The organism is Pseudomonas sp. EA_105y_Pfl2_R69, assembly GCF_963970915.1.
Classification (GTDB): Bacteria; Pseudomonadota; Gammaproteobacteria; order Pseudomonadales; family Pseudomonadaceae; genus Aquipseudomonas.
In genome coordinates, this window is sequence record NZ_CAXAOO010000010.1 from 27256 (window position 1) to 52700 (window position 25445).

The following is a 25445-nucleotide window of genomic DNA, read 5'->3' on the forward strand; positions in this document are numbered from 1 at the left end:
GTTGCCTTCTTCTGCGCATCTTTCCATGTCTGCAACTTCGCCTGCGGAGCGTACATGATCCGGGGTAAATGGCACCATTACGCGGATATTGGCCGCAGTTTACACAAAGCCGCGCGGCTAATCTCCGTCCAAAACAGCCCCTTAATCCGTTACCTCGTGCGCCGCTGCGGTCTTGCCTTGCGCAATGAACCAGGCATCAAGTAGTTGACCCGAGCCAGCATGCTTGAGCTAGTCTTGCAACCGCAAGCAGCGACCGTGCTGTTTGCGTTGTCCTTGCTTGTATGGAGCTTCGTTATGACCCTTTTTCGTCTTTTCAGTGCCGCCGCATTGCTCACCCTGGCCAGCGCCGCTTCGGCCACCAGCTTTGTGGTGACCACCGATTCCCTGGTTTCCGGGCTGGCCGCTTCATCGGAAGCCACGTCCGATATTTCCTCCTCGCTGGGCGATGACAAGGTCGTGCTCGCCGCGCGTGACGATGCCGCCAGCTTCGTCGCCACTCAGGGCGGTATCCGTGGCGTGCAACTGGAGGCCGCGCTGCAGCATATCCGCCAGCACGCGCCACAGCTGCAAGCGGACGATCTGCAGTTGGCTCAGGCCATCCTCAGCCTCTAAGCAAGGGCTGTTCGCGCCGGCTGCGGATCTACTCCGGAGCCGGCGTTTTGCTGCGCGGCGGCTTTGTGACCAGGGCGTTGTTCGCGCGCTGGAACCGAGCGGCGGGTCGCGGGTTCCAATCAGTGTCCTTTCTGCTTTTCCCTGCCTACCGGAGATTGCCATGCACCGTTCCCTGCTTAGCGCTGTAGCCGTTGTTGCCCTGTTTGCCGGCAGTGTCCAGGCACAGACTCTGGTGGCCAGTAGCAATGTGATCATCCGTGCGGTGGATCGCACGTTCGACTTCACCTCGGACACCACCACCTCGATTCGCGATTCGAAAATCGTCCTGGCGGCCCGTGACGATGCCGCCAGTTTCGTCGCCAGCCACGGGGCCATCCGCGGCGCGCAGCTGGAGGCCGCGCTCGGCACCATCCGCAGTCGTGTGCCTGAAGCGCAGGGCGCTTCCGACCTGGTACTGGCCGAAGCCATCCTGGCATTGTGAGTGGGCTGCGGGCCTGGCTGCTGTTACTGGCGCTGTTGGTCAGTGTCGGCAGCCAGGCTGAACTGCGTCTGGTACTGACCGACGGCGATCTGAGTCAGGCCGAGCGCCGGGCCACTCAGGCACTGCTCGATGAGGCCCTGAAGGCTCTGCCGCCAGGCTTTCAGCAGCAACTGGATCGGCGGGTGAAACTGCGTTGGCGCAAGCTGCCGGCCGAAGTCTATGGCCGTGCCGGACGCTTTAGCGGTATCGAACTCAATGCCTTGCTGCTGCCAGCCCTCACCGATGGCAGCGCCGCCCATGCGCGCACCGAGCGGCCCCACGGCAGCGTGCGCCGCGAGCTGCTGGCCACCGTGCTGCATGAGCTGACCCACCTCTACGACCGTGCCCAGCTCTGGTCGCCGGCACAGAAAAAACTGCTGCAGCGTTGTCGCCAGCGGCTCGATAGCCTCGGTCCGGTGGGCTTGCCCGATGACTGTCGCGGCCAGACCGCACGGCGTTTTAGCCTCAGTGACGACCCGCAGCTGCTCGATCTGGCCGGTTGGCCGCAGCAGGTTGGCCGCCGTGGCCAGCGCGAGCAGAGCAACGCCCAGGTGGCGCGCAGCCCGGACAGCTACGAGCTGAGCAACCCGCGGGAGTTCGTCGCGGTGAATATGGAGTACTTTCTCCTCGACCCCGACTATGCCTGTCGCCGCCCGTCCCTGGCTCGCCATCTGGCCCGGCACTTCGCCTGGACGCCGCCCCGCCAGGGGGCGTGCGATGAAGGCTATGCCTACCTGAATGCCGGCCGCAATTTCGCCCGTCAGCCCCTGGGCAGGCTGGAGCCGGCACGGGTCTATGCCGTCGACTACCTGCTGGCCGAGGCCAACGATGCCTGGGCCAGTCGCTGGGGCCATAGCATGCTGCGCCTGGTGATCTGCGCGCCCGGCCGGCCGCTGGGGCCGGATTGCCGGCTGGACCTGGATCAGCACCTGGTGCTGTCCTACCGCGCCTTTGTCGGCGACGTGCAGCTGTCCAGCTGGGATGGCCTGACCGGTGCCTACCCCTCGCGGCTGTTCGTCCTGCCGCTGGAGCAGGTGGTCGAGGAATACACCAAGATCGAGCTGCGCAGCCTGGCCTCGATCCCGCTGCAGCTGACCCGTGAGCAGCTGGAAAACCTGGTGACCCGCGCCGCCGAGCAGCACTGGAGCTATGACGGCGACTACTACTTCATCTCCAACAACTGCGCGGTGGAAACCCTCAAGCTGTTGCGCAGCGGCAGCCAGCATCCGCGCTTGCAGACGCTCGACAGCATTATGCCCAACGGCCTGCTCGACAGCCTGCTGGCCCGTGGCCTGGCCGACGGCAGCGTGCTGGATGACCCGCGCGAAGCCCTGCGCCTGGGCTATCGCTTCGACTCCTTCCGCGAGCGTTACCAGGCCATGTTCGCGGTGCTGCAACAGCGTCTGCCGATCGAGCAGACCAGGGTCGAGGACTGGCTGGAGCAACCCGCCACGGCGCGTCGACCCTGGTTTGCCAAGGCCGACCTGCGCGCCAGCGCCGCGCTGCTGCTGCTCGAGCAGGCGGCCTTGCGCCGTCAGTTGCTGTTGGCCCAGGAGGAGCTCAAACAGCGTTACCTCAGCGGTCGCGCCGGCCAGGAGGCGAGCCTGGGCAAGGCCGGCGGCGCGCTGGAGCAGATCCTGGCCAATAGCGGCTTTCTCAGCCGCCCGGCGGAGCTGCTCGAGGGCGGCTATGGCCTGCCGCAAAGCAGCGAATGGCAGCACCTGGAAGCCGAAAGTCGCAGCCGTCAGCAGCACTTGCGCCGGCTCAGCGACGATCTTGACCAGGAGGTGCGCAGCCTGCTGGAGCCCCAGCGCCTGGCCGAGCTGGAAGCCAGCGAGGACAACCTGGCGCAGCTTGGCGCGCACCTGCGTGAGTTGCACAAGGCCAGTGGCGGCCTGATCCTGCCGTAGGGATAGAGGGCCTGTCTGCGCCGGATAAACCCGGCTCGTGCCCAGGGCCGCTGCTACAGGGCTCTTTTCGGCAGATGCGGCGGCAGGTAGAGGCCCAGATAGGCATCGAACACGCGCATGCCTTCCTCGGCCATGCGCGGGGTGATCACCCCGTGCAGCTGCACCGAGCGGGCATACACGCGGTCGCCCAGTTCCATGGCCAGGGCGAATACATCGATGTCGTCCGGCAGCTGCGGCAGGGGGAAGTGGCGGTCGAACAAGGACTGCATCAGCCGCCCCAGTTCGATGTCGTGCTGCCGATCGGCCTGGGTCACTTCGGCCAGGCCGTGCTGGGCCAGAATCAGCTGGCGCGCCGCCGCATCGGCGGCGTAGATCGCCAGCATGCGCTGTTCCACCAGGCGCGACAGATCACGCCAGTCACCCAGGCTGGGGTGATCCACCGGCTCCTGCAGGCAGGCGCGAAAGGCCCCGTGAATATCCGCCGTCAGGGCTTCCAGCAGGGCCGGCACGCCGGCGAAGAAGTGGTACACCGAAGACGGCGGAATCCCCGCGCGCTCGGCCACGCTGTAAATCGACAGGCTGGCCACGCCCTGCTCGGCGAGCAACTCGCGGGCCGCGGCCAGGATGCCGACGATACGGCTCTGGCTGCTGGCGCGGGGTTTGCGGACGATAGGCGGGCGTGACATGGCGAGACTCAGGCAGATGGAGGCGCTATTGGACGCCAGGCAGCGCCCCGCTCGCAAGCGGCAACCGGTGCGGATGGGCATGCCGGCATGCCCATCCGCATGGCGGCTTTATCAGCTGCGCGCGCCGCGCACACCTTCAGCCAGCTGGCTGCACAGGCTGAGCACGCCCGCCACGGCCTGCTCGCTGTCGGCGGCATTGGCGATCTGGTCGATCAGCGCCGAGCCCACCACCACGCCGTCGGCCAGGCGAGCGATGGTCGCGGCGTGCTCCGGGGTGCGGATGCCGAAGCCGATGCTGATCGGCAGCTCGGTGTGCCGGCGCAGGCGGGCGACGGCCTGCTCGACATGCTCCAGGGTCGCCGAACCGGCACCGGTCACGCCCGCTACCGAGACGTAGTAGACGAAGCCCGAGCTGCCGTTGAGGACTTTCGGCAGGCGCTTGTCGTCGGTGGTCGGGGTGGTCAGGCGGATAAAGTCCAGGCCCGCGGCCTGGGCCGGGTCGCACAGGTCGACGTTATGTTCCGGCGGCAGGTCGACCACGATCAGGCCGTCGACGCCGGAGGCCTTGGCTTCGGCGATAAAGCGCTCGACGCCGTACTTGTGGATCGGGTTGAAGTAGCCCATCAGCACCAGCGGCGTGGCCTGCTCGCCCTCACGGAACTCGCGGACCATCTGCAGGGTTTTCGCCAGGTTCTGCTTGGCCTCCAGCGCGCGGATATTGGCCAGCTGGATCGCCGGGCCATCGGCCATCGGGTCGGTAAAGGGCATGCCCAGTTCGATCACATCGGCACCGGCAGCCGGCAGGCCGCGGAGAATCGCCAGGGACGCATCGTAGTTGGGGTCGCCGGCGGTGACGAAGGTCACCAGGGCGGCGCGGTTCTGTTGTTTCAGCTCGGCAAAGCGCGTCTGCAGGCGGCTCATACGACGTCTTCCTTCTGTTCTTGCATGTGGTGCATAACGGTCTGCATATCCTTGTCGCCACGGCCGGAGAGGTTGACCACCATCAGGTGCTCCTTGGGCAGCGTGGGCGCGCGCTTGAACACTTCGGCCAGGGCGTGGGCGCTTTCCAGGGCCGGGATGATGCCCTCCAGGCGGCAGCAGGTGTGGAAGGCTGCCAGCGCTTCGTCGTCGGTCACCGAGGTGTATTCGACCCGGCCGACATCATGCAGCCAGGCGTGCTCGGGGCCGATGCCGGGGTAATCCAGGCCGGCGGAAATCGAGTGGGCGTCGATGATCTGGCCGTCGTCGTCCTGCAGCAGGAAGGTGCGGTTGCCGTGCAGCACGCCCGGTACGCCGCCGTTGAGGCTGGCCGCGTGCTTGCCGGTTGCGATGCCGTAACCCGCCGCTTCGACGCCGACGATCTGCACGTCCTGGTCGTCGAGGAAGGGGTGGAACAGGCCGATGGCGTTGGAGCCGCCGCCGATGCAAGCCACCAGGCTGTCGGGCAGACGGCCTTCCTGGGCGAGGATCTGCTCGCGGGTTTCCTTACCGATCACCGCCTGGAAGTCGCGCACCATCGCCGGATACGGATGCGGGCCGGCCACGGTGCCGATCATGTAGAAGGTGTTGTCGACGTTGGTCACCCAGTCGCGCAGCGCTTCGTTCATCGCGTCTTTCAGAGTGCCGGTGCCGGCGACCACCGGGATCACGGTGGCACCCAGCAGCTTCATGCGGAACACGTTGGCCTGCTGCCGATCGATATCGGTGGTGCCCATGAAGATCACGCATTCCATGCCGAAGCGCGCCGCGACGGTGGCGGTGGCCACGCCGTGCATGCCCGCGCCGGTCTCGGCGATGATGCGCTTCTTGCCCATGCGCCGCGCCAGCAGGGCCTGGCCTATGCAGTTGTTGATCTTGTGCGCGCCGGTGTGATTGAGCTCCTCGCGCTTGAAGTAGATCTTCGCGCCACCGCAGTGTTCGGTCAGGCGTTCGGCGAAATACAGCGGGCTCGGCCGGCCGACGAAGTCGCGCTGGAAGTAGGCCAGTTCCTTGGCGAACTCGGGGTCGAGCTTGGCCTTCTCGTACTCGGCGGCCAGGTCGTGGATCAGCGGCATCAGGGTTTCGGCGACATACTGGCCGCCGAACGAGCCGAACAGGCCGTTGGCATCGGGGCCGCTGCGGAAGGAAGTCATGGCGTTCTCCACTGGGGAATGAAAGGAGGGTAGGCGCGCCGTGGGCGCGATTCGCGGGCATGGCGACTAGGCGTCCCCCCGCTCCTACGGCAGTGGTCACAGGATAAGGCTGTAGCGCGCGCGGCAAAAGCGATAAGATCGCCGCAACCTGTCAGGAAAACTCACAGATGAGCCAGGACCTTCCGCCGCTCAATGCCCTGCGCGCCTTCGAGGCCGCCGCCCGCCTGCACAGCGTAAGCCAGGCGGCAGATGAGCTGCATGTCACCCACGGGGCGGTCAGCCGGCAAATCAGAGCCCTGGAGGAGCATCTGGGCCTCGCCCTGTTCGCCCGGGAAGGTCGCGGCCTTAAACTCACAGATGCGGGGGTGCGCCTGCGCGATGTCAGCAGCGAGCTGTTTGCCCGCCTGCGCAGCACCTGTGCCGAGTTGCAACAGGGCCAGGCCGATGCACCCTTCGTCCTCGCCTGCCCCGGCAGCCTGCTGGCGCGCTGGTTTATCCCGCGCCTGGACCGGCTCAACCGCGAGCTGCCGGAGTTGCGCCTGCAGCTCTCGGCCAGCGAAGGCGAGCTGGACCCGCGTCGCCCCGGGGTGGATGCGACCCTGTGGTTCACCGAGCCGCCCTGGCCGGCCGATATGCAGGTCTATGAGCTGGCCGTCGAGCGCATCGGCCCGGTGCTCAGCCCGCGTTACGCCCGCTTCGCCGAATTGCACGGGGCCCCTGCCGCGGCGCTGCTCGGCGAGCCGCTGTTGCACACCAGCTCACGGCCCCAGGCCTGGCCGAGCTGGGCCAGCGGCAATGCCCTGGATAGCGGCGCACTGCGCTACGGCCAGGGTTTCGAGCACCTTTACTACCTGCTGGAAGCCGCCGCCGCCGGGCTGGGGGTGGCCATCGCGCCGCAGCAGCTGGTGGCCGACGACCTGGCCGCCGGTCGCCTGGTCGCGCCCTGGGGCTTTGTCGAAACCTCGGCGCGTCTGGTGCTCTGGCGACCGCTGCGCAGCCGCGACAACCGCGCCGAACGGCTGGCCCAGTGGCTGGCCGGCGAACTCGGCGATTCGCGCAACGGGCACGCGCCATAGTGCAGATAGCGGGCGGCGTCCTTGTGCTTTCCCCCGGTTTGGCTAGCGTGAAGTTATGGCACTGATGCCTAACTGCTCCGAGGGAAATCCGCATGTCCGATCATCACACCTACAAGAAAATCGAAGTCATCGGTTCGTCCAAGACCAGTATCGAGGACGCTATCGAAAATGCCCTGGCCGAGTGTGCCAAGTCGGTGCGCAATATGGACTGGTTCGAAGTGATAGAAACCCGCGGTCATATAGTCGACGGCAAGGTCGCCCACTACCAGGTCACCCTGAAGGTCGGCTTTCGCCTGAGCAACAGCTGAGTCCGGTGCGGCCATATGCCGCCAGTGGCAAGGCCTGCGACCTCATGGGGTGGATGACACAGACCCCGCAACTCGGATACGTCTTGGCGCAATCCGGGATTGAGACCTTGGACTGTGCTGCACTTATTCGCCTACGAGAGCGGATAAACTCCGGTGATCGTCCCGCGTCGCTCCAGTGCCCTTGGAATCCGTGGAAAAAGCCCCACTATTGAACTCGGGCATTGAGGCAATCAGGCCTCAATGACGACGAGTAACCAACAGGTAGGGCCGATGAGCGCGATAGCACAGAGCAAATTCTCCACCCTCGACCTGGCCCCGATCCGCGATGACGGCAACGCCGCCCAGGCCCTGCGCAACTCCCTGGCCCTGGCCCAGCATGTCGAGGGCCTGGGCTTCGAGCGCTTCTGGGTCGCCGAACACCACAATATGGACGGCATCGCCAGCTCGGCCACCGCCGTGCTGCTCGGTTACCTGGCCGCCGGCACCTCGCGTATTCGCCTGGGCTCCGGCGGGGTGATGCTGCCCAACCATGCGCCGCTGGTGATCGCCGAGCAGTTCGGCACCCTCGCCACCCTGTATCCGGGCCGTATCGAGCTGGGCCTGGGCCGCGCGCCGGGGGCCGACCACTTCACCGCCCAGGCCCTGCGCCGCGACCGGATTGGCAACGCCGACGACTTCCCGGCGGATGTCGAAGAACTGCAGCGCTACCTCGGCCCGCGCACGCCGGATCAACGGGTGATCGCCGTGCCCGGCAGCGACACCAACGTGCCGATCTGGCTGCTCGGCTCCAGCCTGTTCAGCGCCCAGCTGGCCGGCGAGAAAGGCCTGCCCTATGCCTTCGCCTCGCACTTCGCGCCGCGCTATATGCACGAGGCGATTCGCCTCTACCGCAACCACTTCAGACCCTCGGCGGTGCTCGACAAGCCCTATGTGATGCTCGGCGTACCGCTGATTGCCGCCGACAGCGACGAACAGGCCGAGTACCTGGCCACCTCGGCCTACCAGCGCATCCTCGCCCTGATCCGCGGCCACAGCCTGGTGCAGAAGCCGCCGGTGGCGAGCATGCAGGGCCTGTGGTTGCCCCACGAGAAGGAGGCGGTGGGCAGTTTCCTCGGCATGGCGATGATCGGCGGGCCGGAGAAAATCCGCGCCCGCCTGGACGTGCTGCTGGAGCAGACCGGCGCGGACGAGCTGATCTTCACCTGCGACCTCTACGACTTCGCCGATCGCCTGCATGCCTTCGAACTGCTCGCAGGGTTGCGCTAAGCCGCCCTGGGCATGTCGGGGGATGGTTGGCTAGAACACCCCGCAACGCAGCACCTTGGCCCGCGCCAGCACATTGCGCTGCTCGTCGTAGAGCCAGGCCTGGGCGCTCATCGCCAGCGTCCGGGCTTCGATCCGGTAGCGCTGGCCGGCGGCGAAATCGTCGTAGCGTACGCGGATCTCGCAGGTGCGCTGTATCGGCTCGGCCATCAGGCTGCCGCCGCCCTGCACTTCGAAGCGAAACCGCGCGATCAGTTCATGGGCCCCGGGGCTTACCTGGAAGTAACGGCCATCGTTGAGGCGTTTGCCGTCAAGCTCCTCGGCCATCAACAGATCGCTGGCGGGGGTGTACAGATCGACCCAGGCCATCCCTGGGTCGCGGGCGGGCAACGGCGAGGCGCATGCGCCGAGAAGCAAAAGGCTGACAAGCAGGGCCAGGTAACGCATGGGAGCCTCCGGGGTTGGCGCGATGCAATCAGCTTACGCCAGTTAGGGTCTGTTGCTGTTTCGTTCGCGGCCGCGCCGGAGCCTGTTTTAGCGCGAGGCAAGGCACGAGACACGAAGTTTGGTTGTTCCAAATGAGTGTCGAGAAACGCAGTATCGCGCTAAAACAGGCCCGGCCCTTCGGGTTGCGCGGAAAATCTCGCCATGCGGTGTTGGAGGACTTGGCAAGGGAACAACCATTACCTGTGTCCTCCGCCTAGCCTGGCGAGATTTTTCGCGGCAACGCGGCTCGCGACGAAACGGCAACAGACCCTAGTGCAGGCAGTAGCAGCAATGCGCTAATTTGCCGGGCATGACCAATAGCCTTGCTCGCCTTCTTATCGACTTCGCCTGCCGCCCCTGGGTTCCACTGGCCGCGGCGCTGCTGCTCGGCGGCTGTAGCACGCTGACTTACTACGGCCACCTGGCCCAGGGTCACCTGCAACTGCTGCAGGCCCGCGAACCCATCGCCGAACTGCTCACCGATCCGGGCACCGATGCCGGGCTCAAGCAACGCCTGGCCGTGGCCCTGCAGGCGCGCCGCTTCGCCAGTGCCGCGCTGCACCTGCCGGACAATCGCAGCTATCGCTTGTACGCCGATATCCAGAGACCTTTTGTGGTGTGGAATGTGTTCGCCACCGCCGAGTTTTCCCTGGACCCGGAGCTGTACTGTTTCCCGGTTGCCGGCTGCGTGGCCTATCGCGGCTTCTATAGCCAGGGTCGAGCCCGGGGCATGGCCGCGCTGCTCGAGCAGCGCGGGCTGGATACCTACCTGGGCGGTGTGGAGGCCTATTCCACCCTGGGCTGGTTCGACGACCCGATTCTCAACACCATGCTGCGCTGGAATGATCAGCGCCTGGTGGCGGTGATCTTCCACGAACTGGCGCACCAGCAGCTGTATGTCGCCGACGACACCGCCTTCAACGAATCCTTCGCCACCTTTGTCGAGCGCCGGGGCCTGGGCCAATGGCGAGCGGCCCGCGGCCTGGCCCCGGCGGATCCTCAGGGCGAACGCCAGCGCGAACAGTTCACGGCCCTGGTGTTGGCCAGCCGGGCGCGGCTGAAACGCCTCTATGCCCGCGACCTGTCGGCCGAGCGGATGCGCGCCGGCAAGCAGGCCGAGTTCGCCCGCCTGCGCGCCGAGTACCAGGCCTTGCGTGAGGGTGTATGGGGCGGTGTCGGCCGTTATGATGGCTGGATGGCCACGCCGCTGAACAATGCCAAACTGCTGCCGTTCGGCCTCTATGATCGCTGGGTACCGGCTTTCGCCGCCCTGTTCGAGCAGGCCGAAGGCGACTGGCCGCGCTTCTACCAGCGCGTCGCGGCTCTCGGCAAACTGTCCGCGGACGAGCGCGAGCAGGCTCTGCAGGCCTTGTCCGGCGGGCCTAGAACTTGCCCGGCGGATCAGCGGTCAAACTCACAGAACTGCCATTCCGGCAGAGGAGCGACGCAATGAACAAATGGACCCTGGCCATGCTGCTTGGCGCGCTCAGCAGCGCCGCCCTGGCGGCACCCAAGCCCTGTGAGGAACTGAAGCAGGAGATCGAAGTGAAGATCCAGGCCGCCGGCGTTGCCAGTTACACCCTGGAGATAGTGCCCAACGACGAAGCCCAGGACCCCAACATGGTGGTCGGCAGCTGCGACGGCGGCAGCAAGAAGATCATCTACCAGCGCAACGACTGAGCCATTCGACCACGCCTGCCTACGGCCCGTAGGCGCGCTCCGAGCGCGAGGATCCCCGGCCGCGGTGCGCTTGCCGGCGCAGGTTTTCGCCGCCCTCCCTGGGCTACCCTATGAAGGCCCGATGCAGCTCGGCCAGGGTCGCGAAGTGATAGCGCGGCGCTTCGGCCTGCAGTTCCTCGACACTGCCGAAACCATAGCCCACCGCCGCCGCGTCCAGGCCATTGTGCCGCGCGCCGATCAGGTCATGCTTGCGGTCGCCGATCATCAAGGCGCTGTCCGCCGCGAAGCCTTCCTGTTCGAGCAGATGAGCGATCAGTTCGACCTTGTCGGTGCGCGTGCCGTCCAGCTCACTGCCGTAGATCAGCTTGAAGTGCCGGGCGAAATCGAAGTGCTGGGCAATCTGCTCGGCAAACACCCGCGGCTTGCTGGTGGCGATATACAGGGTGCGGCCCTGTTCGCCGAGCAACTGCAGCAGCTCGTTCACCCCGGCGAATAGCTGGTTTTCATACAGTCCGATCTCGGCGAAACGCTCGCGATAGTGCCCCACCGCACGCCAGGCCGTGGCCTCGTCGAAGGCATAGGTGTGCATGAAACACTGCAACAGCGGCGGCCCGATAAAGTGCTCCAGCGCCTGCAAATCGGGTTCATCGATACCGAGCTGGGCCAGCGCATGCTGCACCGATCGGGTGATGCCCTCGCGCGGGTCGGTCAGGGTGCCGTCGAGGTCGAAGAGGATGTGCTGATAGTGCATGGCGCAATGCTTCATTGCGCGGCATAGCCTTCCATCAGGTGCTGATCCTTCAGGCGCACGTAGTTGTCGGCGCTGTAGCGGAAGTAGCTGCGCTCCTTATCGGATAGCGCGCGGGTCTGCTTGGCCGGGCTGCCGACATACAGGTAGCCGCTTTCCAGATGGCTGCCCGGTGCGACCAGGCTGCCGGCACCGAGCATCACTTCCTCGTCGATCACCACGCCGTCCATGATGATGCTGCCCATGCCGATCAGCACCCGGTCGGCGATGGTGCAGCCGTGCAGGGTGACGTTGTGGCCGATGGTCACATCGTCGCCGATGTTCAGCGGGTAGCCGCGCGGGTTGAAGGGGCCGGCGTGGGTGATGTGCAGCACGCTGCCATCCTGAATGCTGGTGCGTGCGCCGATGCGAATGCTGTGCATGTCGCCGCGAATAACCACCAGCGGCCAGATCGAGCTGTCGGCACCGATTTCCACGTCGCCCAGGATCACGGCCGAGGCATCGACGAAGGCCCGCTCGCCGAGCTGCGGGGTGAACTGTTGGTAAGTGCGTATCGCCATGGTGGAAGTCTCCCGAGCTGATTTTGCTATGAGTGTAATCAACCACGGCGCATGGCGCCGGTCTTGCGCGCATGACCGTTCGCCGGAGGCTGATGGCCCCAGGCCATTGTCGCTGGCAGAGTGTTGGAAAAATGGTCCTGTAGCCGCTAAGTGTTGGAGCTGTTCATAACCGCTGAGCGTGGCTTCAGTCGCGAGATGTCCTCAGTGTTTAGGGGCTGATCGCGGATAATGCCGCTGCCATACAAGGGCTAGATCCCATGCGGCAGCTGATGGGACATAGAACAAAAAATAGCCTTCGCCCATTCGCCGCGGGGGCATAGCGAAGAGAGTTGGGTTGCTGATGGTTGCGGGTAAGGTACTGGAAGTAAGGGCCGCTGTTGTTCGCGTGTTTGCTGGACTGCTGCTTGGCTTGTGTGCGGGGCTGGCCCAGGCCGAGGTGGGGGAGGCGCTAATAGCGCCGCAAGGCGAGGTGCTCAACCTGTCTTCCTACCTGCAGCTGCTGGAGGATCCGGGTGGCCAGCTCAGTCTGGAGCAGGTTCAAGCCGCGGATTTTCGCGACAATCAGGCGGACTCGGCCAACTTCGGCTTCAGCCATTCGGCCTGGTGGGTGCGTTTTCACCTGAGCAATCCCAGCGAGCAAACCCGTCAGCTGCTGCTGCGTCAGGATTATCCGCTGATCGATTGGCTCGAATTCTGGTCCCGCCAGCCTGACGGTAGCTGGCAGGTGCGCAGCAGCGGCGACCGGCGGCCGTTCGCCAGCCGCGAGATTCAGCACCGCGATTTCATCTTCAGCCTCGAGTTGCCGCCTCACAGCGAACAGACCTACTACCTGCGCTTCGCCTCCGCCGGGCCGATCAACATCGGCCTGAGTCTGTCCTCGACGCAGGCGCTGCTCGAGCGCATCGGTCTCGAGCAACTGGCCTACGGCTGCTACTACGGGGCCCTCCTGTCGCTGCTGCTGTACAACCTGTTCATGCTCCTGGTGGTGCGTGACCGGGCGTTCTTCTTCTACCTGCTGTATGTCAGTTGCTACGGCCTGTACATGGCCGTGCACAACGGTCTGGCCTACCAGTTCCTCTGGCCGCAGAGCCCGAGCCTGGCCAACGATAGCCTGTTGCTGCTGCTCGGCATGTCGCTGCTCTGGGCCCTGCAGTTTGCCCGCGACATCCTCACCACGCGTAAGCTGGCACCACGTCTGGATCGACTCAGCCAGGTGCTACAGGGTGGCTGCGTCCTGCTGATGTTGGGTATTCCCGCGTTCAGCTATGGTCAGTTGATCCAGCCGTTCGCCGCGCTGACCCTGGTGATCACCTTGCAGTTGCTGCTGCTCGGGGTGGTCGCGCTACTGGCCGGGGCGCGCCCGGCGCGCTATTTCCTGCTGGCCTGGAGCGCACTGCTGATCGGTGTGCTGATCTACATGCTGAAGACCTTCGGCTGGCTGCCGCACAACATGCTGACGCAGAACGCCTTCCAGCTCGGCGCACTGATCGAGATGCTGCTGCTGTCGCTGGCCCTCGGCAGCCGGGTGCGCGAGTTGAAGCGCGGCAGCTACCTGGACGCCCTGACCGGCCTGGGCAATCGCCGCCATTTCGACAGCCAGTTGCATGAGGAACTACCAGAAGCGCGTCGGCTCGACCGGCCGCTCAGCCTGCTACTGCTGGACGTCGACCACTTCAAGCGCTTCAACGACGAACATGGCCATCAGGCCGGCGACCGCGCCTTGCAGACGGTGGCGCGGCTGCTGCAGTGCGAGGTACGCAAGCCGTTCATCGCCTGCCGTCACGGCGGCGAGGAGTTCGCCGTGATCATGCCCAATAGCAGCGTGGAGGACGCCAGGGTGCTGGCCGAACGCTTGCGCCGCGAACTGGCCAGGCTGGTCGAGGGCGAGGCGCTCCTGGCACTGACCCTGAGCATCGGTCTGGCCAGCCTGGCCGATGGCCCCTTCGAGCGGCCGGAGCAGTTGTTCGCGGCTGCCGACCAGGCGCTCTATGCCGCCAAGCACGGTGGACGGGACCAGGTGGCGTGCTACCAGGGGCTCGCGTTGCGGTCGGGGGCGTCGCAGGCTGTTGAAGAGCTGCCTGCGGGCCGCTCTTGATAAACGACCGGGGCGTTAAAGGCCGGCGCGGCGGCCTCGCCTAGGTTGCTCAACGGCCTGACAGTGCTGGTGCCCCCGGCGGGTCAATCGTGCCGATAGAACGCTTTGCTGCGGCCACCGGCCCGGCTTGTATTAAGATAGCGGCCATTACGGCGCGTTCGACGCCGCCCGAATCAGCCAAGGTGCCCCCGTGACTGCGAACAATCCGTTGCTGCAAGACTTCGACCTGCCGCCCTACTCCGTCATTCGTCCGGAGCATATCGAGCCGGCCATCGACACCATTCTCGCCGACAACCGCGCGGCGATTGCCGAGCTGCTCAAGCAGCAGTCTGGCACGCCGAACTGGAAAGGGCTGGTGCTGGTCCTCGATGAGTTGAATGCGCGTCTCGGCCGCGCCTGGAGCCCGGTCAGCCACCTCAACGCGGTGTGCAACAACGCCGAACTGCGTGCAGCCTACGAGGCCTGCCTGCCCAAGCTGTCGGAATACGCCACCGAACTGGGGCAGAACCGTGCGCTGTTCCAGGCCTACGAGGCATTGGCGAGCAGCCCGCAGGCCGAAGGCTTCGAGGTGGCGCAGACCACCATCCTGGAACACGCCCTGCGCGATTTCCGCCTGTCCGGTATCGATCTGCCGGAGGCCGAGCAGCAGCGTTATGGCGCGGTGCAGATGAAACTCTCGGAGCTGGGCAGCAAGTTTTCCAACCAGTTGCTCGACGCCACTCAGGCCTGGACCAAGCTGGTCGGCGACGAAGCGGCGCTGGCCGGGCTGACCGACTCGGCCAAGGCGCAGATGAAGCAGGCGGCCGAGGCCAAGGGCCTGGACGGCTGGTTGATCAGCCTGGAGTTCCCCAGCTATTTCGCGGTGATGACCTATGCCGACGACCGCGCCCTGCGCGAAGAGGTCTATGCCGCCTACTGCACCCGCGCCTCCGACCAGGGGCCGAACGCCGGGCAGAACGACAACGGCCCGCTGATGCTGGAAATCCTCGCCCTGCGCCAGGAACTGGCCAAGCTGCTGGGTTTTGCCAACTACGCCGAGCTGAGCCTGGCCAGCAAAATGGCCGAGACCACCGACCAGGTGCTGCACTTTCTGCGCGACCTGGCAGTGCGCAGCAAGCCGTTCGCCGCCCAGGACCTGGAAGAACTCAAGGCCTTCGCTGCCGAGCAGGGCTGCAACGACCTGCAGAGCTGGGATGTCGGCTATTACGGCGAGCAGCTGCGCGAGCAGCGCTACAGCATTTCCCAGGAAATCCTCCGCGCCTATTTCCCGGTGGACAAGGTACTCGGCGGCCTGTTCGCCATCGTCGAGCAGCTCTATGGGATTCAGATCGAGGAACTGAGCGGCTTCGACGGCTGGCACCCGGATGTGCGCCTGTTCGAGATCAAGGAGAACGGCCAGCACGTTGGCCGCTTCTTCTTCGACCTCTATGCCCGTGCCAACAAGCGCGGCGGGGCCTGGATGGACGGCGCGCGCGACAAGCGCCGCGACGCCAGCGGCAAACTGATCAGTCCGGTGGCCAATCTGGTGTGCAATTTCACGCCTAGCGTCGGCGGCAAGCCGGCGCTGCTGACCCACGATGAAGTCACCACCCTGTTCCACGAGTTCGGCCACGGCCTGCATCACCTGCTGACCCGCGTCGAGCATGCCGGCGCGTCGGGGATCAACGGAGTGGCCTGGGATGCGGTCGAGCTGCCGAGCCAATTCATGGAGAACTGGTGCTGGGAGCCCGAGGGCCTGGCGCTGATCGCCGGCCACCATGAGACCGGCGAACCGCTGCCGCAGGAGCTGCTGGACAAGATGCTGGCGGCGAAGAACTTCCAGTCCGGGCTGATGATGGTGCGCCAGCTGGAGTTCAGTCTGTTCGACTTCGAACTGCACGCCAGCCACGGCGATGGTCGCGGTGTGCTGGACGTGCTCGAAGGCATCCGCAGCGAGGTCTCGGTGCTGCGTCCGCCGGCCTACAACCGTTTCCCCAACAGCTTCGCGCATATTTTCTCCGGCGGTTATGCGGCCGGTTACTACAGCTACAAATGGGCCGAAGTACTCTCGGCCGATGCCTTCTCGCGCTTCGAGGAAGAGGGCGTATTTAACCGCGACACCGGCCGCGCCTTCCGCGAGGCGATCCTGGCCCGAGGCGGTTCGCAGGAGCCGATGACGCTGTTCGTCGACTTCCGCGGCCGCGAACCGAGCATCGACCCGCTGCTGCGTCATCTGGGCCTGAGTCAGGAGGCGGCATGAGCGACGAAGCCAAGGTAAGCAAGAGGCGCTTTATCGCCGGTGCCGTGTGCCCGGCGTGCAGCGAGATGGACAAGATCCAGATGTGGGACGAGGGCGGCGTGCCGCACCGCGAATGCGTGGCCTGCGGCTATGCCGACACCCTCGACGAACGCGGCAACTCGGTGCCCCGTGAGCTGTCGACCCGGGTCAACGTCAGCACCCTGAAACCCAAGGCCGCCGACCCCAAGGTGCAGGCGGTGCAGTTCTTTCCCAATCCCAAGCTGAAAAAATAGCAGGGAGCTATTTTTAACGTCGCTTGCGACGGCCCGAAGGGTGGCCGCCAGGGGCGGCAGGCCATAAAAAATAGCAGGGAGTCATTTTTAACGTCGCGTAGCGACGGCCCGTAGGGTGGCCGCCAGGGATGGCAGGCCATAAAAAATGACCGGGAGTCATTTTTAACGTCGCGTAGCGACGGCCCGTAGGGTGGCCGCCAGGGATGGCAGGCCATAAAAGCCGACGGAATAACAGCTGGCCAAGGAGGGCTTATGTGGCATCTGGTGTGTGGTGACAACGCGGTAGCAGGTGTGACTCATGTAATCGGTGCGCACGAGGCCGAAGCGGGTTTGCGCGTGCTGCGCGACGATCTCGCCGTCGGCCCGCTGGCGGATGTGGACATGCCACCCTGCGCCGCTCGCGCTGCCTTCTGGCGGGCGCTGTGGCCCGAGGCTGTGCGGCCGGTGCCGGATTTCGCCACGGACCTGCCCGCGGATGCGCGCTGGATCGCGGCCCTGGCCGAGCAGTCGCGGCCGGTCACCGTCTGGCATGGCGACAGTGCCTCCGAGCAACTGCTGCTGGCGCGTGTAGCACACGCCCTGGCGGACAGTGCGCTGCCGTTGTGGGAAGTCTGTTGCGGCACTGGCGACAGCCGTGTCGCCAGCCGCCGCGCGGTAGCCATGCATGCGCCCGAGGCGCTGGCGGCCTTGGCTAAACCGCGTGAGGTCGATGCCACGCGACGTCGGCAGCTTGCCGGCCAGTGGCGCACGGCATTGCTGGACCAGGCCCTGGTGCGCCGCTGGCATGCCGGCACCTTCCATGGCGAGGACTTCGGCCGCATCGATGCCAGCCTGTTGCAATTCTGCCCGGCCGAAGGCAAGCCGCTGGCGCGGGTGATGGCCGATGTCATGGCGCACTGCGACGGTTTTTTCGCCACCGACTACTTGCTGTTCTGGCGTGCCCGCGAACTCGCCGCGGCGGGGCATATCGTGCTCAGCGGCGAGGCGGGTGCCCATGGCTATGGCGGGTTGCAGGCGCGCCTGATCTTGTAGGGTGCGCCGTGCGCACCAGGGGCCGCTGCAGATTCTTGCTGCGCACGACCCGGGCGGCCCCGCGTCACCCTATCCATTGCAGCCGCATCTCCCTCCAACAAATGATGGGCACATAGCCGTTTGGCTAAGGGCTACAGGACCCGGCTCGACCCGTTTCCTAGCTTGGATAAGCCCTGCCGCAACTGCTTGATGGTGAGGCGCTGGAGCTGCCGGCAGCGGCCGAGGCGGTGCAGGTTATACGGGTACCTGTTGAGCCCCTCGGTTGGGGCGCATGCTACTGACGGCGACCGCCGGCACTTGGTGTTCGGGATAAATATACTGTATTTTTATACAGTATATTTAGGAGCCTGCCATGTCAGCCACTCTGCCGCCGCGCGGTCGCGGCACCGCCAGCAACCCGCATAATCGCTTTGCCCCGACCCGCTCGGTCGCGGAGGACGACGGCTGGTTGCAGGAGGTGCCGCCCAGTCGCGCCACCGAGGTGCGCAACGAAACGGCGAAAACCATCATCACCCGCAACCAGTCGCCGGACCTGCCCTTCGACCGCTCGCTCAATCCCTACCGGGGCTGCGAACACGGCTGCATCTACTGCTACGCCAGGCCCAGTCACGCCTACTGGGACCTGTCGCCGGGCATCGACTTCGAAACCAAGCTGATCGCCAAGACCAACGCCGTGGCCCTGCTCGAGCAGCAGCTGTCCAAACCCGGTTATGTTTGCGCGCCGATCAACCTGGGCTCCAACACCGACCCCTATCAACCCATCGAGCGCCAGCACCTGCTGACCCGCAACAGCCTCAAGGTGCTGCTCGACTATCGCCATCCGCTGACCATCGTCACCAAGGGCTCGCTGATCCTGCGCGACCTCGACCTGCTCAGCGAACTGGCCCGCCAGCGTCTGGTGGCGGTGTATATCAGCCTGACCAGCCTGGACGACGAACTCAAGCGCATCCTCGAACCCCGCGCGGCGGCACCGGCAGCGCGCCTGCGGGCGATCCGCGTGCTGCGCGACAACCATATTCCGGTGGGCGTGTTGTGTGCGCCAATGATCCCCATGATCAACGATATGGAGCTGGAGCAGCTGCTGAGCGCGGCCAAGGATGCCGGGGCGCAGAGTGCCGGCTATATGCTGCTGCGCCTGCCGCGCGAGGTCGCGCCGCTGTTCGAGGAGTGGCTGCACAATCATTACCCGCAGCGTGCCGAGCATGTGCTCAGCCTGATCCGCCAGAGCCGCGGCGGCGAACTCTATGACAGTCGCTTCGGCCATCGCTTCCGCGGCCAGGGGGCCTTCGCCGATCTGCTGGCCCAGCGTTTTGCCCTGGCCATCAGGAAGTTGCGCCTGAACCAGCGCGACGGCTTCAACCTGGACTGTTCGCGCTTCTGCCCGCCTGGCGGTCAACTGGCCTTGCTCTAAGGCCACGGCCTGGCTGTAATCTGCAGGGATCAGACTGGCGGCGGCTGTGACTCGGCCACCTTCTGGGGAGTCCTGTATGGGCCGGTATTCGTGCGGCTCGCAGCGGCGCCGAGCCGGCAACATTTAGACGTTTGCAGCTTTCGAGGTTGGCCCTATGGATAAGCAACAGCAGCAGACCAGCAGTCCGGCGGAGAGCGCGCAAGAGGCACTGCAACACATCGTTGAGGGCTTCCAGCGCTTTCGTCAGGAGGTGTTTCCGCAACAGCAGGCGCTGTTCAAGAAGCTCGCCCACCAGCAGACGCCACGGGCCATGTTTATCACCTGCGCCGACTCGCGCATCGTCCCCGAGCTGATCACCCAGAGCGATCCCGGCGATCTGTTCGTCACCCGCAATGTCGGCAACGTGGTACCGCCTTATGGGCAGATGATGGGCGGGGTGTCCACCGCCATCGAATACGCGGTGATGGCCCTCGGCGTGCAGCACATCATCATCTGCGGGCATTCCGACTGCGGCGCGATGAAGGCGGTACTCGACCCCCAGACCCTGGAACGCATGCCCACGGTCAAGGCCTGGTTGCGCCATGCCGAAGTGGCCAAGACGGTGGTGGCGGACAACTGCGGCTGCGCCGACCACACCACCCTTGGCATCCTCACGGAAGAGAATGTGGTGGCCCAGCTCGATCACCTGCGCACCCATCCCTCGGTGGCCTCACGCCTGGCCTGCGGCCAGTTGTTTATCCACGGCTGGGTGTACGACATCGAGACCAGCGAGATCAAGGCTTATGATGCCGAGCAGGGTGCATTCCGCCTGATCGGCGACGGTCCGCTGCCCATGGCCACGCCGCGTCCGCGCTACCTGCCGGGCTAACCAGAAGGTCGCATAGCGGTGACTGCCTTAGCGGGAGGCGACCTCCGCTCAGCCGGCCGCCCGGGTTTCGTCCAGCTGCAACTCCAGCCCCAGCTGACGCGACAGGCACGGCCAGCGCTGCCAGGCCGCCTCGGTCTGCGGGTCGCTCAGGCGTTCGCGGTAGGCCTGCACCGAGTCCTGGGTAAAGCTGGCGTCATCGAGCATGCCCTCCACTGCATGTTGCACGGCTTCGTCCAGCTGGTTGGCGAAGGGCTCGCCGATCAGCTGGTGGGCGATCAGATTGGCCACCGTGGTATCCAGCGGAATCAGCGGCTGGCCGAGGTGGGTGATATAGCGATCGTTGACTTCTTCGACTAGGCGGTGGGCCAGGTAGGCCTCGTCGAGCAGGCCGTCGAGGCCTTCGTGGCCGGCCATCAGCGCCGGCGGCTGGAGAAAGAACTGCTCGGCGACTTTCAGCACCGGCTTGATCTGCGCCTCGATGCCGGCCTCCCGTGCGACCTGATTGGCCGCCTGCAAGACCTCGGGCACCTGGTCGATGTAGGCGCTGACAAAACCCTGTAACACGCCCGAACTATCATCGCCTGGTACGCGAATGGAGGGATGCAGGCGTTCCAGTTGGGCGTGCATCTGCGCGGCCAGCTGACCGGTACTGGCTTCGTGCTGGTGCGCACGCTCGATCAGTTCGTGTAAGGCAGCAATATTCATGACGGCTCCGAAAAAAAGGACATGGGCGTGAACCATAGCTGGCTGAGCAGCGTGGCTAAGACCCGATTGTCATAATTATTAAATACTTATGCGAGTCCGCTATATGGCGCGGCCGACCCAGTGTCCCCCGTCGCCGTAACGGTGGCCGTCTGCCCATGGCGCGGCCAGGCGATTCATTTCTGTTTCTGCGTTGCCAGGTGCGGGTCCGTGTCTATACTCGACCTCGAAAGGCAGTACCTGATAACACCGGATAAACCTCGGCATGGATAGGGCGGGTTGGCGTTCGTACTCTTTTGAACGCCCGGGCCCTGGCCGCAGGCCTATTCGGCGGGATAACAAGAATCATAAGGGGAACCCGCAATGATGCGACATCCACGAGTTTGGATGGGCCTCCTGCTGTGGTTGGTATTCAGCTCGGCTTACGCCGGCTGGGGCGTCAACATGATGCCCGGTGCCACCGAGGTCAGCCGCTCAGTATTCGATTTGCACATGACCATCTTCTGGATCTGCGTCGTGATCGGCGTGATCGTGTTCGGTGCCATGTTCTGGTCGATGCTCGTCCACCGCCGTTCCACCGGCCACAAACCCGCGCACTTCCACGAAAGCACCACAGTCGAGATTCTCTGGACCGTGGTACCGCTGGCCATTCTGGTTGTGATGGCCATACCGGCCACCAAGACCCTGATCGAGATCTACGACAGTTCGGAATCCGAGCTGGATATCCAGGTCACCGGCTACCAGTGGAAGTGGCACTACAAGTACCTGGGTGAGGACGTCGAGTTCTTCAGCAACCTGACCACGCCGCAAAACCAGATCCATAATCAGGCCGAAAAGGGCGAGCACTACCTGCTCGAGGTGGACGAGCCGCTGGTGGTACCGGTGGGCACCAAGGTGCGCTTCCTGATCACCGCCGCCGATGTCATCCACTCCTGGTGGGTACCGGCCCTGGCGGTGAAGAAGGATGCCATTCCCGGCTTTATCAACGAGTCCTGGACACGCATCGAGGAGCCCGGCATCTACCGTGGCCAGTGCACCGAGCTGTGCGGTAAGGATCACGGCTTTATGCCCGTGGTGGTCGAAGCCAAGTCCAAGGAGGACTACGCCGCCTGGCTGGCCGAGCGCAAGCTGGCCGCGGCCGCCGAGCGCGAGCTGACCAGCAAGCAATGGACCATGGACGAGCTGCTGGAGCGCGGCGAGAAGGCCTATGTCACTGCCTGCGCCGCCTGTCACCAGCCCACCGGCGAGGGCCTGCCGCCGATGTTCCCGGCGCTCAAGGGCTCGGCCATCGCCACCGGCCCGGCCGCAGGCCATATCGGCATCGTGGTCAACGGCAAGCCCGGGACCTCCATGGCCGCCTTCGGCAAGCAACTGTCGGAAGTCGATCTGGCCGCCATCATCACCTACGAACGCAACGCCTGGGGCAACAAGGTCGGTGACATGGTCACCCCACAGGACATCGTTGCCTTCAAACAGGCTCAGGAGTAAGGGACATGAGTGCAGTGATCGATCCGGGCCACGCTGGCCACGGTCATGCCGGGCATGACCATCACCACGGCCCGGCCAAGGGCCTGATGCGCTGGGTGCTGACCACCAACCATAAAGACATCGGCACCATGTACCTGTGGTTCAGCTTCGCCATGTTCCTCCTTGGCGGCAGCATGGCCATGGTGATTCGTGCCGAGCTGTTCCAGCCGGGCCTGCAGATCGTGCAGCCGGAGTTCTTCAACCAGATGACCACCATGCACGGCCTGATCATGGTGTTCGGTGCGGTGATGCCGGCCTTTGTCGGCCTGGCCAACTGGATGATCCCGCTGATGATCGGCGCGCCGGACATGGCCCTGCCGCGGATGAACAACTTCAGCTTCTGGCTGCTGCCGGCGGCCTTCAGCATGCTGGTCAGCACCCTGTTCATGGAAGGCGGCGGGCCCAACTTCGGCTGGACCTTCTACGCGCCGCTGTCGACCACCTATGCGCCGGAGTCGGTGACCTTCTTTATCTTCGCCGTGCACCTGATGGGCATCAGTTCGATCATGGGTGCGATCAACGTGGTCGCCACCATTCTCAACCTGCGCGCCCCCGGCATGACCCTGATGAAGATGCCGCTGTTCGTCTGGACCTGGCTGATCACCGCCTTCCTGCTGATCGCGGTGATGCCGGTACTGGCCGGTTGCGTGACCATGATGCTGATGGACGTGCACTTCGGCACCAGCTTCTTCAGCGCCGCCGGTGGTGGTGATCCGGTGTTGTTCCAGCACGTGTTCTGGTTCTTCGGCCATCCCGAGGTGTACATCATGATCCTGCCGGCCTTCGGCGCGGTCAGTGCGATCATCCCGGCCTTCGCGCGCAAGCCGCTGTTCGGCTATACCTCGATGGTGTATGCGACGGCGTCGATCGCCTTCCTCTCGTTTATCGTCTGGGCGCACCATATGTTCACCGTCGGCATCCCGCTGACCGGCGAGCTGTTCTTTATGTACGCCACCATGCTGATCGCCGTACCGACCGGGGTGAAGGTGTTCAACTGGGCCAGCACCATGTGGCAGGGTTCGATGACCTTCGAGACGCCGATGCTGTTCTCGGTGGCCTTCGTCATCCTGTTCACCATCGGCGGTTTCTCCGGCCTGATGCTGGCCATCGCCCCGGCGGACTTCCAGTACCACGACACCTACTTCGTGGTGGCGCATTTCCACTACGTGCTGGTGCCGGGTGCGATCTTCGGCATCTTCGCCTCGGCCTACTACTGGCTGCCGAAGTGGACCGGGCACATGTACGACGAGACCCTCGGCAAGCTGCATTTCTGGATGAGCTTCGTCGGCATGAACCTGGCGTTCTTTCCCATGCACTTCGTCGGCCTGGCCGGCATGCCGCGGCGCATCCCCGACTACAACATGATGTTCGCCAACTTCAATATGGTCTCGAGCATCGGTGCCTTTATGTTCGGCGCGACCCAGTTGCTGTTCCTGTTTATCGTCATCAAGTGCATCCGTGGCGGCAAGCCGGCCGCGGCCAAGCCCTGGGATGGCGCCGAAGGCCTGGAATGGACGGTGCCGTCGCCTGCGCCCTACCACACCTTCCAGACCCCGCCGGAAGTGAAATAGGGAGCTGTGGCCATGAGCGCAACCCTGACGACTCGCCGCCTGGTAATCCGCCTGTCATTGGTGGTGGTGGCAATGTTCGGCTTCGGTTTCGCTCTGGTGCCGATCTACGACGTGATGTGTCAGGCCTTCGGCATCAACGGCAAGACCGCCGGTGCTTACGAGGCTGGGGAACAAGGCGTGGATGCATCGCGCCAGGTGCGGGTGCAATTTCTCGCCACCAACTCGGCGGATATGGTCTGGGAATTCCGCCCGCTGGCCGATGAGGTGGCGGTGCACCCCGGCCAGAGCACCGAGATGGTCTATGTGGCCTACAACCCCACCGACCAGCCGATGAGCGCCCAGGCCATCCCCAGTGTCGCGCCCTCCAAGGCGGCCGCCTACTTCCACAAGACCGAGTGCTTCTGCTTTACCCAGCAGGTTCTGCAGCCAGGCGAACGCATCGAAATGCCGGTGCGTTTTATCGTCGACCGGGATTTGCCGGCCGATGTACGCCACCTGACCCTGGCCTACACCTTGTTCGATATCACTGCGCGCAAGCCGCCGGTGGCCCAGGCGCCCCTTTCCCGGGCGGCTCCATAAGGAGAACAACAATGTCGAGTCACGAGAGTCACGAAAACTATTATGTCCCGGCCCAGAGCAAGTGGCCGATCATCGCCACCCTCGGCCTGCTGATCTCGGTCTACGGGGTCGGCACCTGGTTCAACGACCTGTCGGCCAATCGCGAGGGCTCCAGCGGTCCGCTGATCTTCTTCGTCGGCGGCCTGTTCCTCGCCTATATGCTGTTCGGCTGGTTCGGCAACGTGATCAAGGAAAGCCGCTCCGGCATGTACAGCCCGCAGATGGACCGCTCGTTTCGCTGGGGTATGAGCTGGTTTATCTTCTCCGAGGTGATGTTCTTCGCTGCCTTCTTCGGCGTGCTGTTCTACGTGCGCACCTGGGCCGGACCCTGGCTCGGCGGCGAGGGCGACAAGGGGGTGAGCAACATGCTCTGGCCGGGTTTCGAATACACCTGGCCGCTGCTTAACACGCCTGATCCGAAGCTCTATCCGGCTCCCAGCGGGGTGATCAGCGCCTGGGGCCTGCCGCTGCTCAACACCATACTGCTGGTCAGCTCCAGCTTTACCCTGACCTTCGCCCACCATGCGCTGCGCAAGAATCACCGCAAACCGCTGACCCTCTGGCTGGCGCTGACCCTGATTCTCGGTGCGGCGTTCCTGGTGTTCCAGGCTGAGGAGTACATCCATGCCTACACCGAACTGGGCCTGACCCTCGGCTCGGGCATCTATGGTGCGACCTTCTTCATGCTCACCGGCTTCCACGGAGCCCACGTGACCTTCGGCGCGATCATGCTGACGGTGATGCTGGTGCGGGTGATGCGCGGGCACTTCAGCGCCGAGCAGCACTTCGGCTTCGAAGCCGCCGCTTGGTACTGGCACTTTGTCGATGTGGTATGGCTGGGGCTGTTCGTGTTCGTTTACGTGCTGTGATGTCGGCAACCAGTTTGCGGGGCCGCACTCGTGGCCCCGCGCCTTACCAGGTAACAGCTGTACCCAGTTGGCCCGTGTAAAAGCCCCAGGCAATAAGGGCGACGGTCAAGGCCGTGAGACTGACGCGCAGCGTCAGAGCGTTAACCACCTTGGAGGTCTGACCTTCATCCTTGACCAGAAAAAACAGGCCACTGAATAAGCTGACCACTGTAGCCAGTAGTAACAGGACGATCGCGGCCTTGAGCATGCGTAACTCCGGG

26 protein-coding genes are annotated in these 25445 nt (G+C 64.7%); 18 read left to right on the forward strand and 8 right to left on the reverse strand.

Annotated features, from left to right (window positions below; all coding sequences use genetic code 11):
• The first annotated feature begins 294 nt into the window (after window positions 1-294).
• The 3 genes from AACY13_RS21600 (at window position 295) to AACY13_RS21610 (ending at window position 3042) form a co-directional block, all read left to right on the forward strand.
• Window positions 295-612 (forward strand): DUF2388 domain-containing protein, encoded by a 318-nt coding sequence (locus AACY13_RS21600; protein ID WP_339463647.1) that lies wholly within the window; start codon window positions 295-297, stop codon window positions 610-612.
• A gap of 160 nt (window positions 613-772) precedes the next feature.
• A complete protein-coding gene (locus AACY13_RS21605) occupies window positions 773-1093 on the forward strand; it encodes a DUF2388 domain-containing protein (RefSeq protein ID WP_339463648.1) in 321 nt (106 codons plus the stop codon).
• Complete coding sequence (locus AACY13_RS21610) at window positions 1090-3042, forward strand: DUF7844 domain-containing protein (protein WP_339463649.1); 1953 nt, start codon at window positions 1090-1092, stop codon at window positions 3040-3042. Before AACY13_RS21605 ends, AACY13_RS21610 begins: the two co-directional genes overlap by 4 nt.
• Window positions 3043-3095: 53 nt before the next feature.
• On the opposite strand, the gene AACY13_RS21615 is transcribed toward AACY13_RS21610, so the two are convergent.
• The 3 genes from AACY13_RS21615 to trpB all read right to left on the reverse strand — a co-directional run bounded on the left by AACY13_RS21615 (window position 3096) and on the right by trpB (window position 5860).
• Entirely contained in the window at window positions 3096-3728 is a 633-nt protein-coding gene (locus AACY13_RS21615) for a TetR/AcrR family transcriptional regulator (RefSeq protein WP_339463650.1), read from the reverse strand.
• Between the two features lie 111 nt (window positions 3729-3839).
• The gene (gene trpA, locus AACY13_RS21620; protein WP_339463651.1) at window positions 3840-4649 is read right to left on the reverse strand and encodes a tryptophan synthase subunit alpha; all 810 of its coding nucleotides are present in this window, start codon (window positions 4647-4649) and stop codon (window positions 3840-3842) included.
• The gene (trpB, locus tag AACY13_RS21625; RefSeq protein WP_339463652.1) at window positions 4646-5860 is read right to left on the reverse strand and encodes a tryptophan synthase subunit beta; all 1215 of its coding nucleotides are present in this window, start codon (window positions 5858-5860) and stop codon (window positions 4646-4648) included. Before trpB ends, trpA begins: the two co-directional genes overlap by 4 nt.
• Window positions 5861-6027: 167 nt before the next feature.
• Between trpB and AACY13_RS21630 the strand changes: the two genes are divergently transcribed.
• From AACY13_RS21630 to AACY13_RS21640, 3 genes are all read left to right on the forward strand, one after another.
• Window positions 6028-6936, forward strand: coding sequence for a LysR family transcriptional regulator (locus AACY13_RS21630; protein ID WP_339463653.1), 909 nt, complete (start codon window positions 6028-6030; stop codon window positions 6934-6936).
• A gap of 92 nt (window positions 6937-7028) precedes the next feature.
• Window positions 7029-7244 carry a dodecin gene (locus tag AACY13_RS21635; protein WP_339463654.1) on the forward strand — a complete coding sequence of 72 codons (216 nt, stop codon included), beginning with the start codon at window positions 7029-7031 and terminating at the stop codon, window positions 7242-7244.
• Window positions 7245-7514: 270 nt separating this feature from the next.
• The gene (locus AACY13_RS21640; RefSeq protein ID WP_339463655.1) at window positions 7515-8510 is read left to right on the forward strand and encodes an LLM class flavin-dependent oxidoreductase; all 996 of its coding nucleotides are present in this window, start codon (window positions 7515-7517) and stop codon (window positions 8508-8510) included.
• Window positions 8511-8540: 30 nt separating this feature from the next.
• Here AACY13_RS21640 and AACY13_RS21645 read toward each other — a convergent pair whose 3' ends face one another.
• Window positions 8541-8954 carry a PA0061/PA0062 family lipoprotein gene (locus AACY13_RS21645; protein WP_339463656.1) on the reverse strand — a complete coding sequence of 138 codons (414 nt, stop codon included), beginning with the start codon at window positions 8952-8954 and terminating at the stop codon, window positions 8541-8543.
• A 349-nt stretch (window positions 8955-9303) separates the two neighbouring features.
• Between AACY13_RS21645 and AACY13_RS21650 the strand changes: the two genes are divergently transcribed.
• The gene (locus tag AACY13_RS21650; protein ID WP_339463657.1) at window positions 9304-10446 is read left to right on the forward strand and encodes an aminopeptidase; all 1143 of its coding nucleotides are present in this window, start codon (window positions 9304-9306) and stop codon (window positions 10444-10446) included.
• Entirely contained in the window at window positions 10443-10673 is a 231-nt protein-coding gene (locus AACY13_RS21655) for a DUF1161 domain-containing protein (protein ID WP_339463658.1), read from the forward strand. Before AACY13_RS21650 ends, AACY13_RS21655 begins: the two co-directional genes overlap by 4 nt.
• Before the next feature lie 103 nt (window positions 10674-10776).
• Here AACY13_RS21655 and AACY13_RS21660 read toward each other — a convergent pair whose 3' ends face one another.
• Both AACY13_RS21660 and AACY13_RS21665 read right to left on the reverse strand, forming a co-directional pair.
• Window positions 10777-11424, reverse strand: a complete 648-nt coding sequence (locus AACY13_RS21660; RefSeq protein WP_339463659.1) for an HAD family hydrolase — start codon at window positions 11422-11424, stop codon at window positions 10777-10779.
• An 11-nt stretch (window positions 11425-11435) separates the two neighbouring features.
• A complete protein-coding gene (locus tag AACY13_RS21665) occupies window positions 11436-11981 on the reverse strand; it encodes a gamma carbonic anhydrase family protein (protein ID WP_339463660.1) in 546 nt (181 codons plus the stop codon).
• A 385-nt stretch (window positions 11982-12366) separates the two neighbouring features.
• Between AACY13_RS21665 and AACY13_RS21670 the strand changes: the two genes are divergently transcribed.
• The 6 genes from AACY13_RS21670 (at window position 12367) to AACY13_RS21695 (ending at window position 19898) form a co-directional block, all read left to right on the forward strand.
• The gene (locus tag AACY13_RS21670) at window positions 12367-14076 is read left to right on the forward strand and encodes a 7TM diverse intracellular signaling domain-containing protein (protein ID WP_339463661.1); all 1710 of its coding nucleotides are present in this window, start codon (window positions 12367-12369) and stop codon (window positions 14074-14076) included.
• Between the two features lie 190 nt (window positions 14077-14266).
• Complete coding sequence (gene prlC, locus AACY13_RS21675) at window positions 14267-16315, forward strand: oligopeptidase A (RefSeq protein WP_339463662.1); 2049 nt, start codon at window positions 14267-14269, stop codon at window positions 16313-16315.
• Window positions 16312-16587, forward strand: coding sequence for a YheV family putative zinc ribbon protein (locus AACY13_RS21680; protein WP_339463663.1), 276 nt, complete (start codon window positions 16312-16314; stop codon window positions 16585-16587). Before prlC ends, AACY13_RS21680 begins: the two co-directional genes overlap by 4 nt.
• A 252-nt stretch (window positions 16588-16839) precedes the next feature.
• Window positions 16840-17619 (forward strand): DUF1835 domain-containing protein, encoded by a 780-nt coding sequence (locus AACY13_RS21685; RefSeq protein WP_339463664.1) that lies wholly within the window; start codon window positions 16840-16842, stop codon window positions 17617-17619.
• 352 nt (window positions 17620-17971) lie between these two features.
• On the forward strand, window positions 17972-19030 hold the full coding sequence (locus AACY13_RS21690) for a PA0069 family radical SAM protein (RefSeq protein WP_339463665.1): 1059 nt from the start codon (window positions 17972-17974) through the stop codon (window positions 19028-19030).
• 154 nt (window positions 19031-19184) lie between these two features.
• Window positions 19185-19898 (forward strand): carbonic anhydrase, encoded by a 714-nt coding sequence (locus AACY13_RS21695; RefSeq protein WP_339463666.1) that lies wholly within the window; start codon window positions 19185-19187, stop codon window positions 19896-19898.
• 48 nt (window positions 19899-19946) lie between these two features.
• Here the strand turns inward: AACY13_RS21695 and AACY13_RS21700 are convergent, their stop codons facing one another.
• Window positions 19947-20603: a hypothetical protein gene (locus AACY13_RS21700; RefSeq protein ID WP_339463667.1), complete on the reverse strand. Its 657-nt coding sequence runs from the start codon at window positions 20601-20603 to the stop codon at window positions 19947-19949.
• A 360-nt stretch (window positions 20604-20963) separates the two neighbouring features.
• Here AACY13_RS21700 and coxB point away from each other — a divergent pair, with 360 nt between their 5' ends.
• Genes coxB through AACY13_RS21720 form a run of 4 tightly spaced genes read left to right on the forward strand, consistent with a single transcriptional unit; the run spans window position 20964 to window position 25185 of the window.
• Window positions 20964-22088 (forward strand): cytochrome c oxidase subunit II, encoded by a 1125-nt coding sequence (coxB, locus tag AACY13_RS21705; protein ID WP_339463668.1) that lies wholly within the window; start codon window positions 20964-20966, stop codon window positions 22086-22088.
• Between the two features lie 5 nt (window positions 22089-22093).
• The gene (gene ctaD, locus AACY13_RS21710; protein ID WP_339463669.1) at window positions 22094-23698 is read left to right on the forward strand and encodes a cytochrome c oxidase subunit I; all 1605 of its coding nucleotides are present in this window, start codon (window positions 22094-22096) and stop codon (window positions 23696-23698) included.
• Window positions 23699-23710: 12 nt separating this feature from the next.
• Window positions 23711-24277, forward strand: coding sequence for a cytochrome c oxidase assembly protein (locus tag AACY13_RS21715; RefSeq protein ID WP_339463670.1), 567 nt, complete (start codon window positions 23711-23713; stop codon window positions 24275-24277).
• Between the two features lie 11 nt (window positions 24278-24288).
• Complete coding sequence (locus AACY13_RS21720) at window positions 24289-25185, forward strand: cytochrome c oxidase subunit 3 (protein WP_339463671.1); 897 nt, start codon at window positions 24289-24291, stop codon at window positions 25183-25185.
• Window positions 25186-25228: 43 nt separating this feature from the next.
• Here AACY13_RS21720 and AACY13_RS21725 read toward each other — a convergent pair whose 3' ends face one another.
• The gene (locus AACY13_RS21725) at window positions 25229-25432 is read right to left on the reverse strand and encodes a twin transmembrane helix small protein (RefSeq protein WP_339463672.1); all 204 of its coding nucleotides are present in this window, start codon (window positions 25430-25432) and stop codon (window positions 25229-25231) included.
• Window positions 25433-25445 lie beyond the last annotated feature (13 nt).

What these genes read in the sequence shown, in the direction of transcription:
- AACY13_RS21600 (WP_339463647.1), top strand. Translation starts at nt 295, where the DNA reads ATGACCCTTTTTCGTCTTTTCAGTGCCGCCGCATTGCTCACCCTGGCC.
- AACY13_RS21605 (WP_339463648.1), top strand. Translation starts at nt 773, where the DNA reads ATGCACCGTTCCCTGCTTAGCGCTGTAGCCGTTGTTGCCCTGTTTGCC.
- AACY13_RS21615 (WP_339463650.1), bottom strand. Translation starts at nt 3,728, where the DNA reads ATGTCACGCCCGCCTATCGTCCGCAAACCCCGCGCCAGCAGCCAGAGC.
- trpA (WP_339463651.1), bottom strand. Translation starts at nt 4,649, where the DNA reads ATGAGCCGCCTGCAGACGCGCTTTGCCGAGCTGAAACAACAGAACCGC.
- trpB (WP_339463652.1), bottom strand. Translation starts at nt 5,860, where the DNA reads ATGACTTCCTTCCGCAGCGGCCCCGATGCCAACGGCCTGTTCGGCTCG.
- AACY13_RS21630 (WP_339463653.1), top strand. Translation starts at nt 6,028, where the DNA reads ATGAGCCAGGACCTTCCGCCGCTCAATGCCCTGCGCGCCTTCGAGGCC.
- AACY13_RS21635 (WP_339463654.1), top strand. Translation starts at nt 7,029, where the DNA reads ATGTCCGATCATCACACCTACAAGAAAATCGAAGTCATCGGTTCGTCC.
- AACY13_RS21640 (WP_339463655.1), top strand. Translation starts at nt 7,515, where the DNA reads ATGAGCGCGATAGCACAGAGCAAATTCTCCACCCTCGACCTGGCCCCG.
- AACY13_RS21645 (WP_339463656.1), bottom strand. Translation starts at nt 8,954, where the DNA reads ATGCGTTACCTGGCCCTGCTTGTCAGCCTTTTGCTTCTCGGCGCATGC.
- AACY13_RS21650 (WP_339463657.1), top strand. Translation starts at nt 9,304, where the DNA reads ATGACCAATAGCCTTGCTCGCCTTCTTATCGACTTCGCCTGCCGCCCC.
- AACY13_RS21655 (WP_339463658.1), top strand. Translation starts at nt 10,443, where the DNA reads ATGAACAAATGGACCCTGGCCATGCTGCTTGGCGCGCTCAGCAGCGCC.
- AACY13_RS21660 (WP_339463659.1), bottom strand. Translation starts at nt 11,424, where the DNA reads ATGCACTATCAGCACATCCTCTTCGACCTCGACGGCACCCTGACCGAC.
- AACY13_RS21665 (WP_339463660.1), bottom strand. Translation starts at nt 11,981, where the DNA reads ATGGCGATACGCACTTACCAACAGTTCACCCCGCAGCTCGGCGAGCGG.
- AACY13_RS21680 (WP_339463663.1), top strand. Translation starts at nt 16,312, where the DNA reads ATGAGCGACGAAGCCAAGGTAAGCAAGAGGCGCTTTATCGCCGGTGCC.
- AACY13_RS21685 (WP_339463664.1), top strand. Translation starts at nt 16,840, where the DNA reads ATGTGGCATCTGGTGTGTGGTGACAACGCGGTAGCAGGTGTGACTCAT.
- AACY13_RS21690 (WP_339463665.1), top strand. Translation starts at nt 17,972, where the DNA reads ATGTCAGCCACTCTGCCGCCGCGCGGTCGCGGCACCGCCAGCAACCCG.
- AACY13_RS21695 (WP_339463666.1), top strand. Translation starts at nt 19,185, where the DNA reads ATGGATAAGCAACAGCAGCAGACCAGCAGTCCGGCGGAGAGCGCGCAA.
- AACY13_RS21700 (WP_339463667.1), bottom strand. Translation starts at nt 20,603, where the DNA reads ATGAATATTGCTGCCTTACACGAACTGATCGAGCGTGCGCACCAGCAC.
- coxB (WP_339463668.1), top strand. Translation starts at nt 20,964, where the DNA reads ATGATGCGACATCCACGAGTTTGGATGGGCCTCCTGCTGTGGTTGGTA.
- ctaD (WP_339463669.1), top strand. Translation starts at nt 22,094, where the DNA reads ATGAGTGCAGTGATCGATCCGGGCCACGCTGGCCACGGTCATGCCGGG.
- AACY13_RS21715 (WP_339463670.1), top strand. Translation starts at nt 23,711, where the DNA reads ATGAGCGCAACCCTGACGACTCGCCGCCTGGTAATCCGCCTGTCATTG.
- AACY13_RS21720 (WP_339463671.1), top strand. Translation starts at nt 24,289, where the DNA reads ATGTCGAGTCACGAGAGTCACGAAAACTATTATGTCCCGGCCCAGAGC.
- AACY13_RS21725 (WP_339463672.1), bottom strand. Translation starts at nt 25,432, where the DNA reads ATGCTCAAGGCCGCGATCGTCCTGTTACTACTGGCTACAGTGGTCAGC.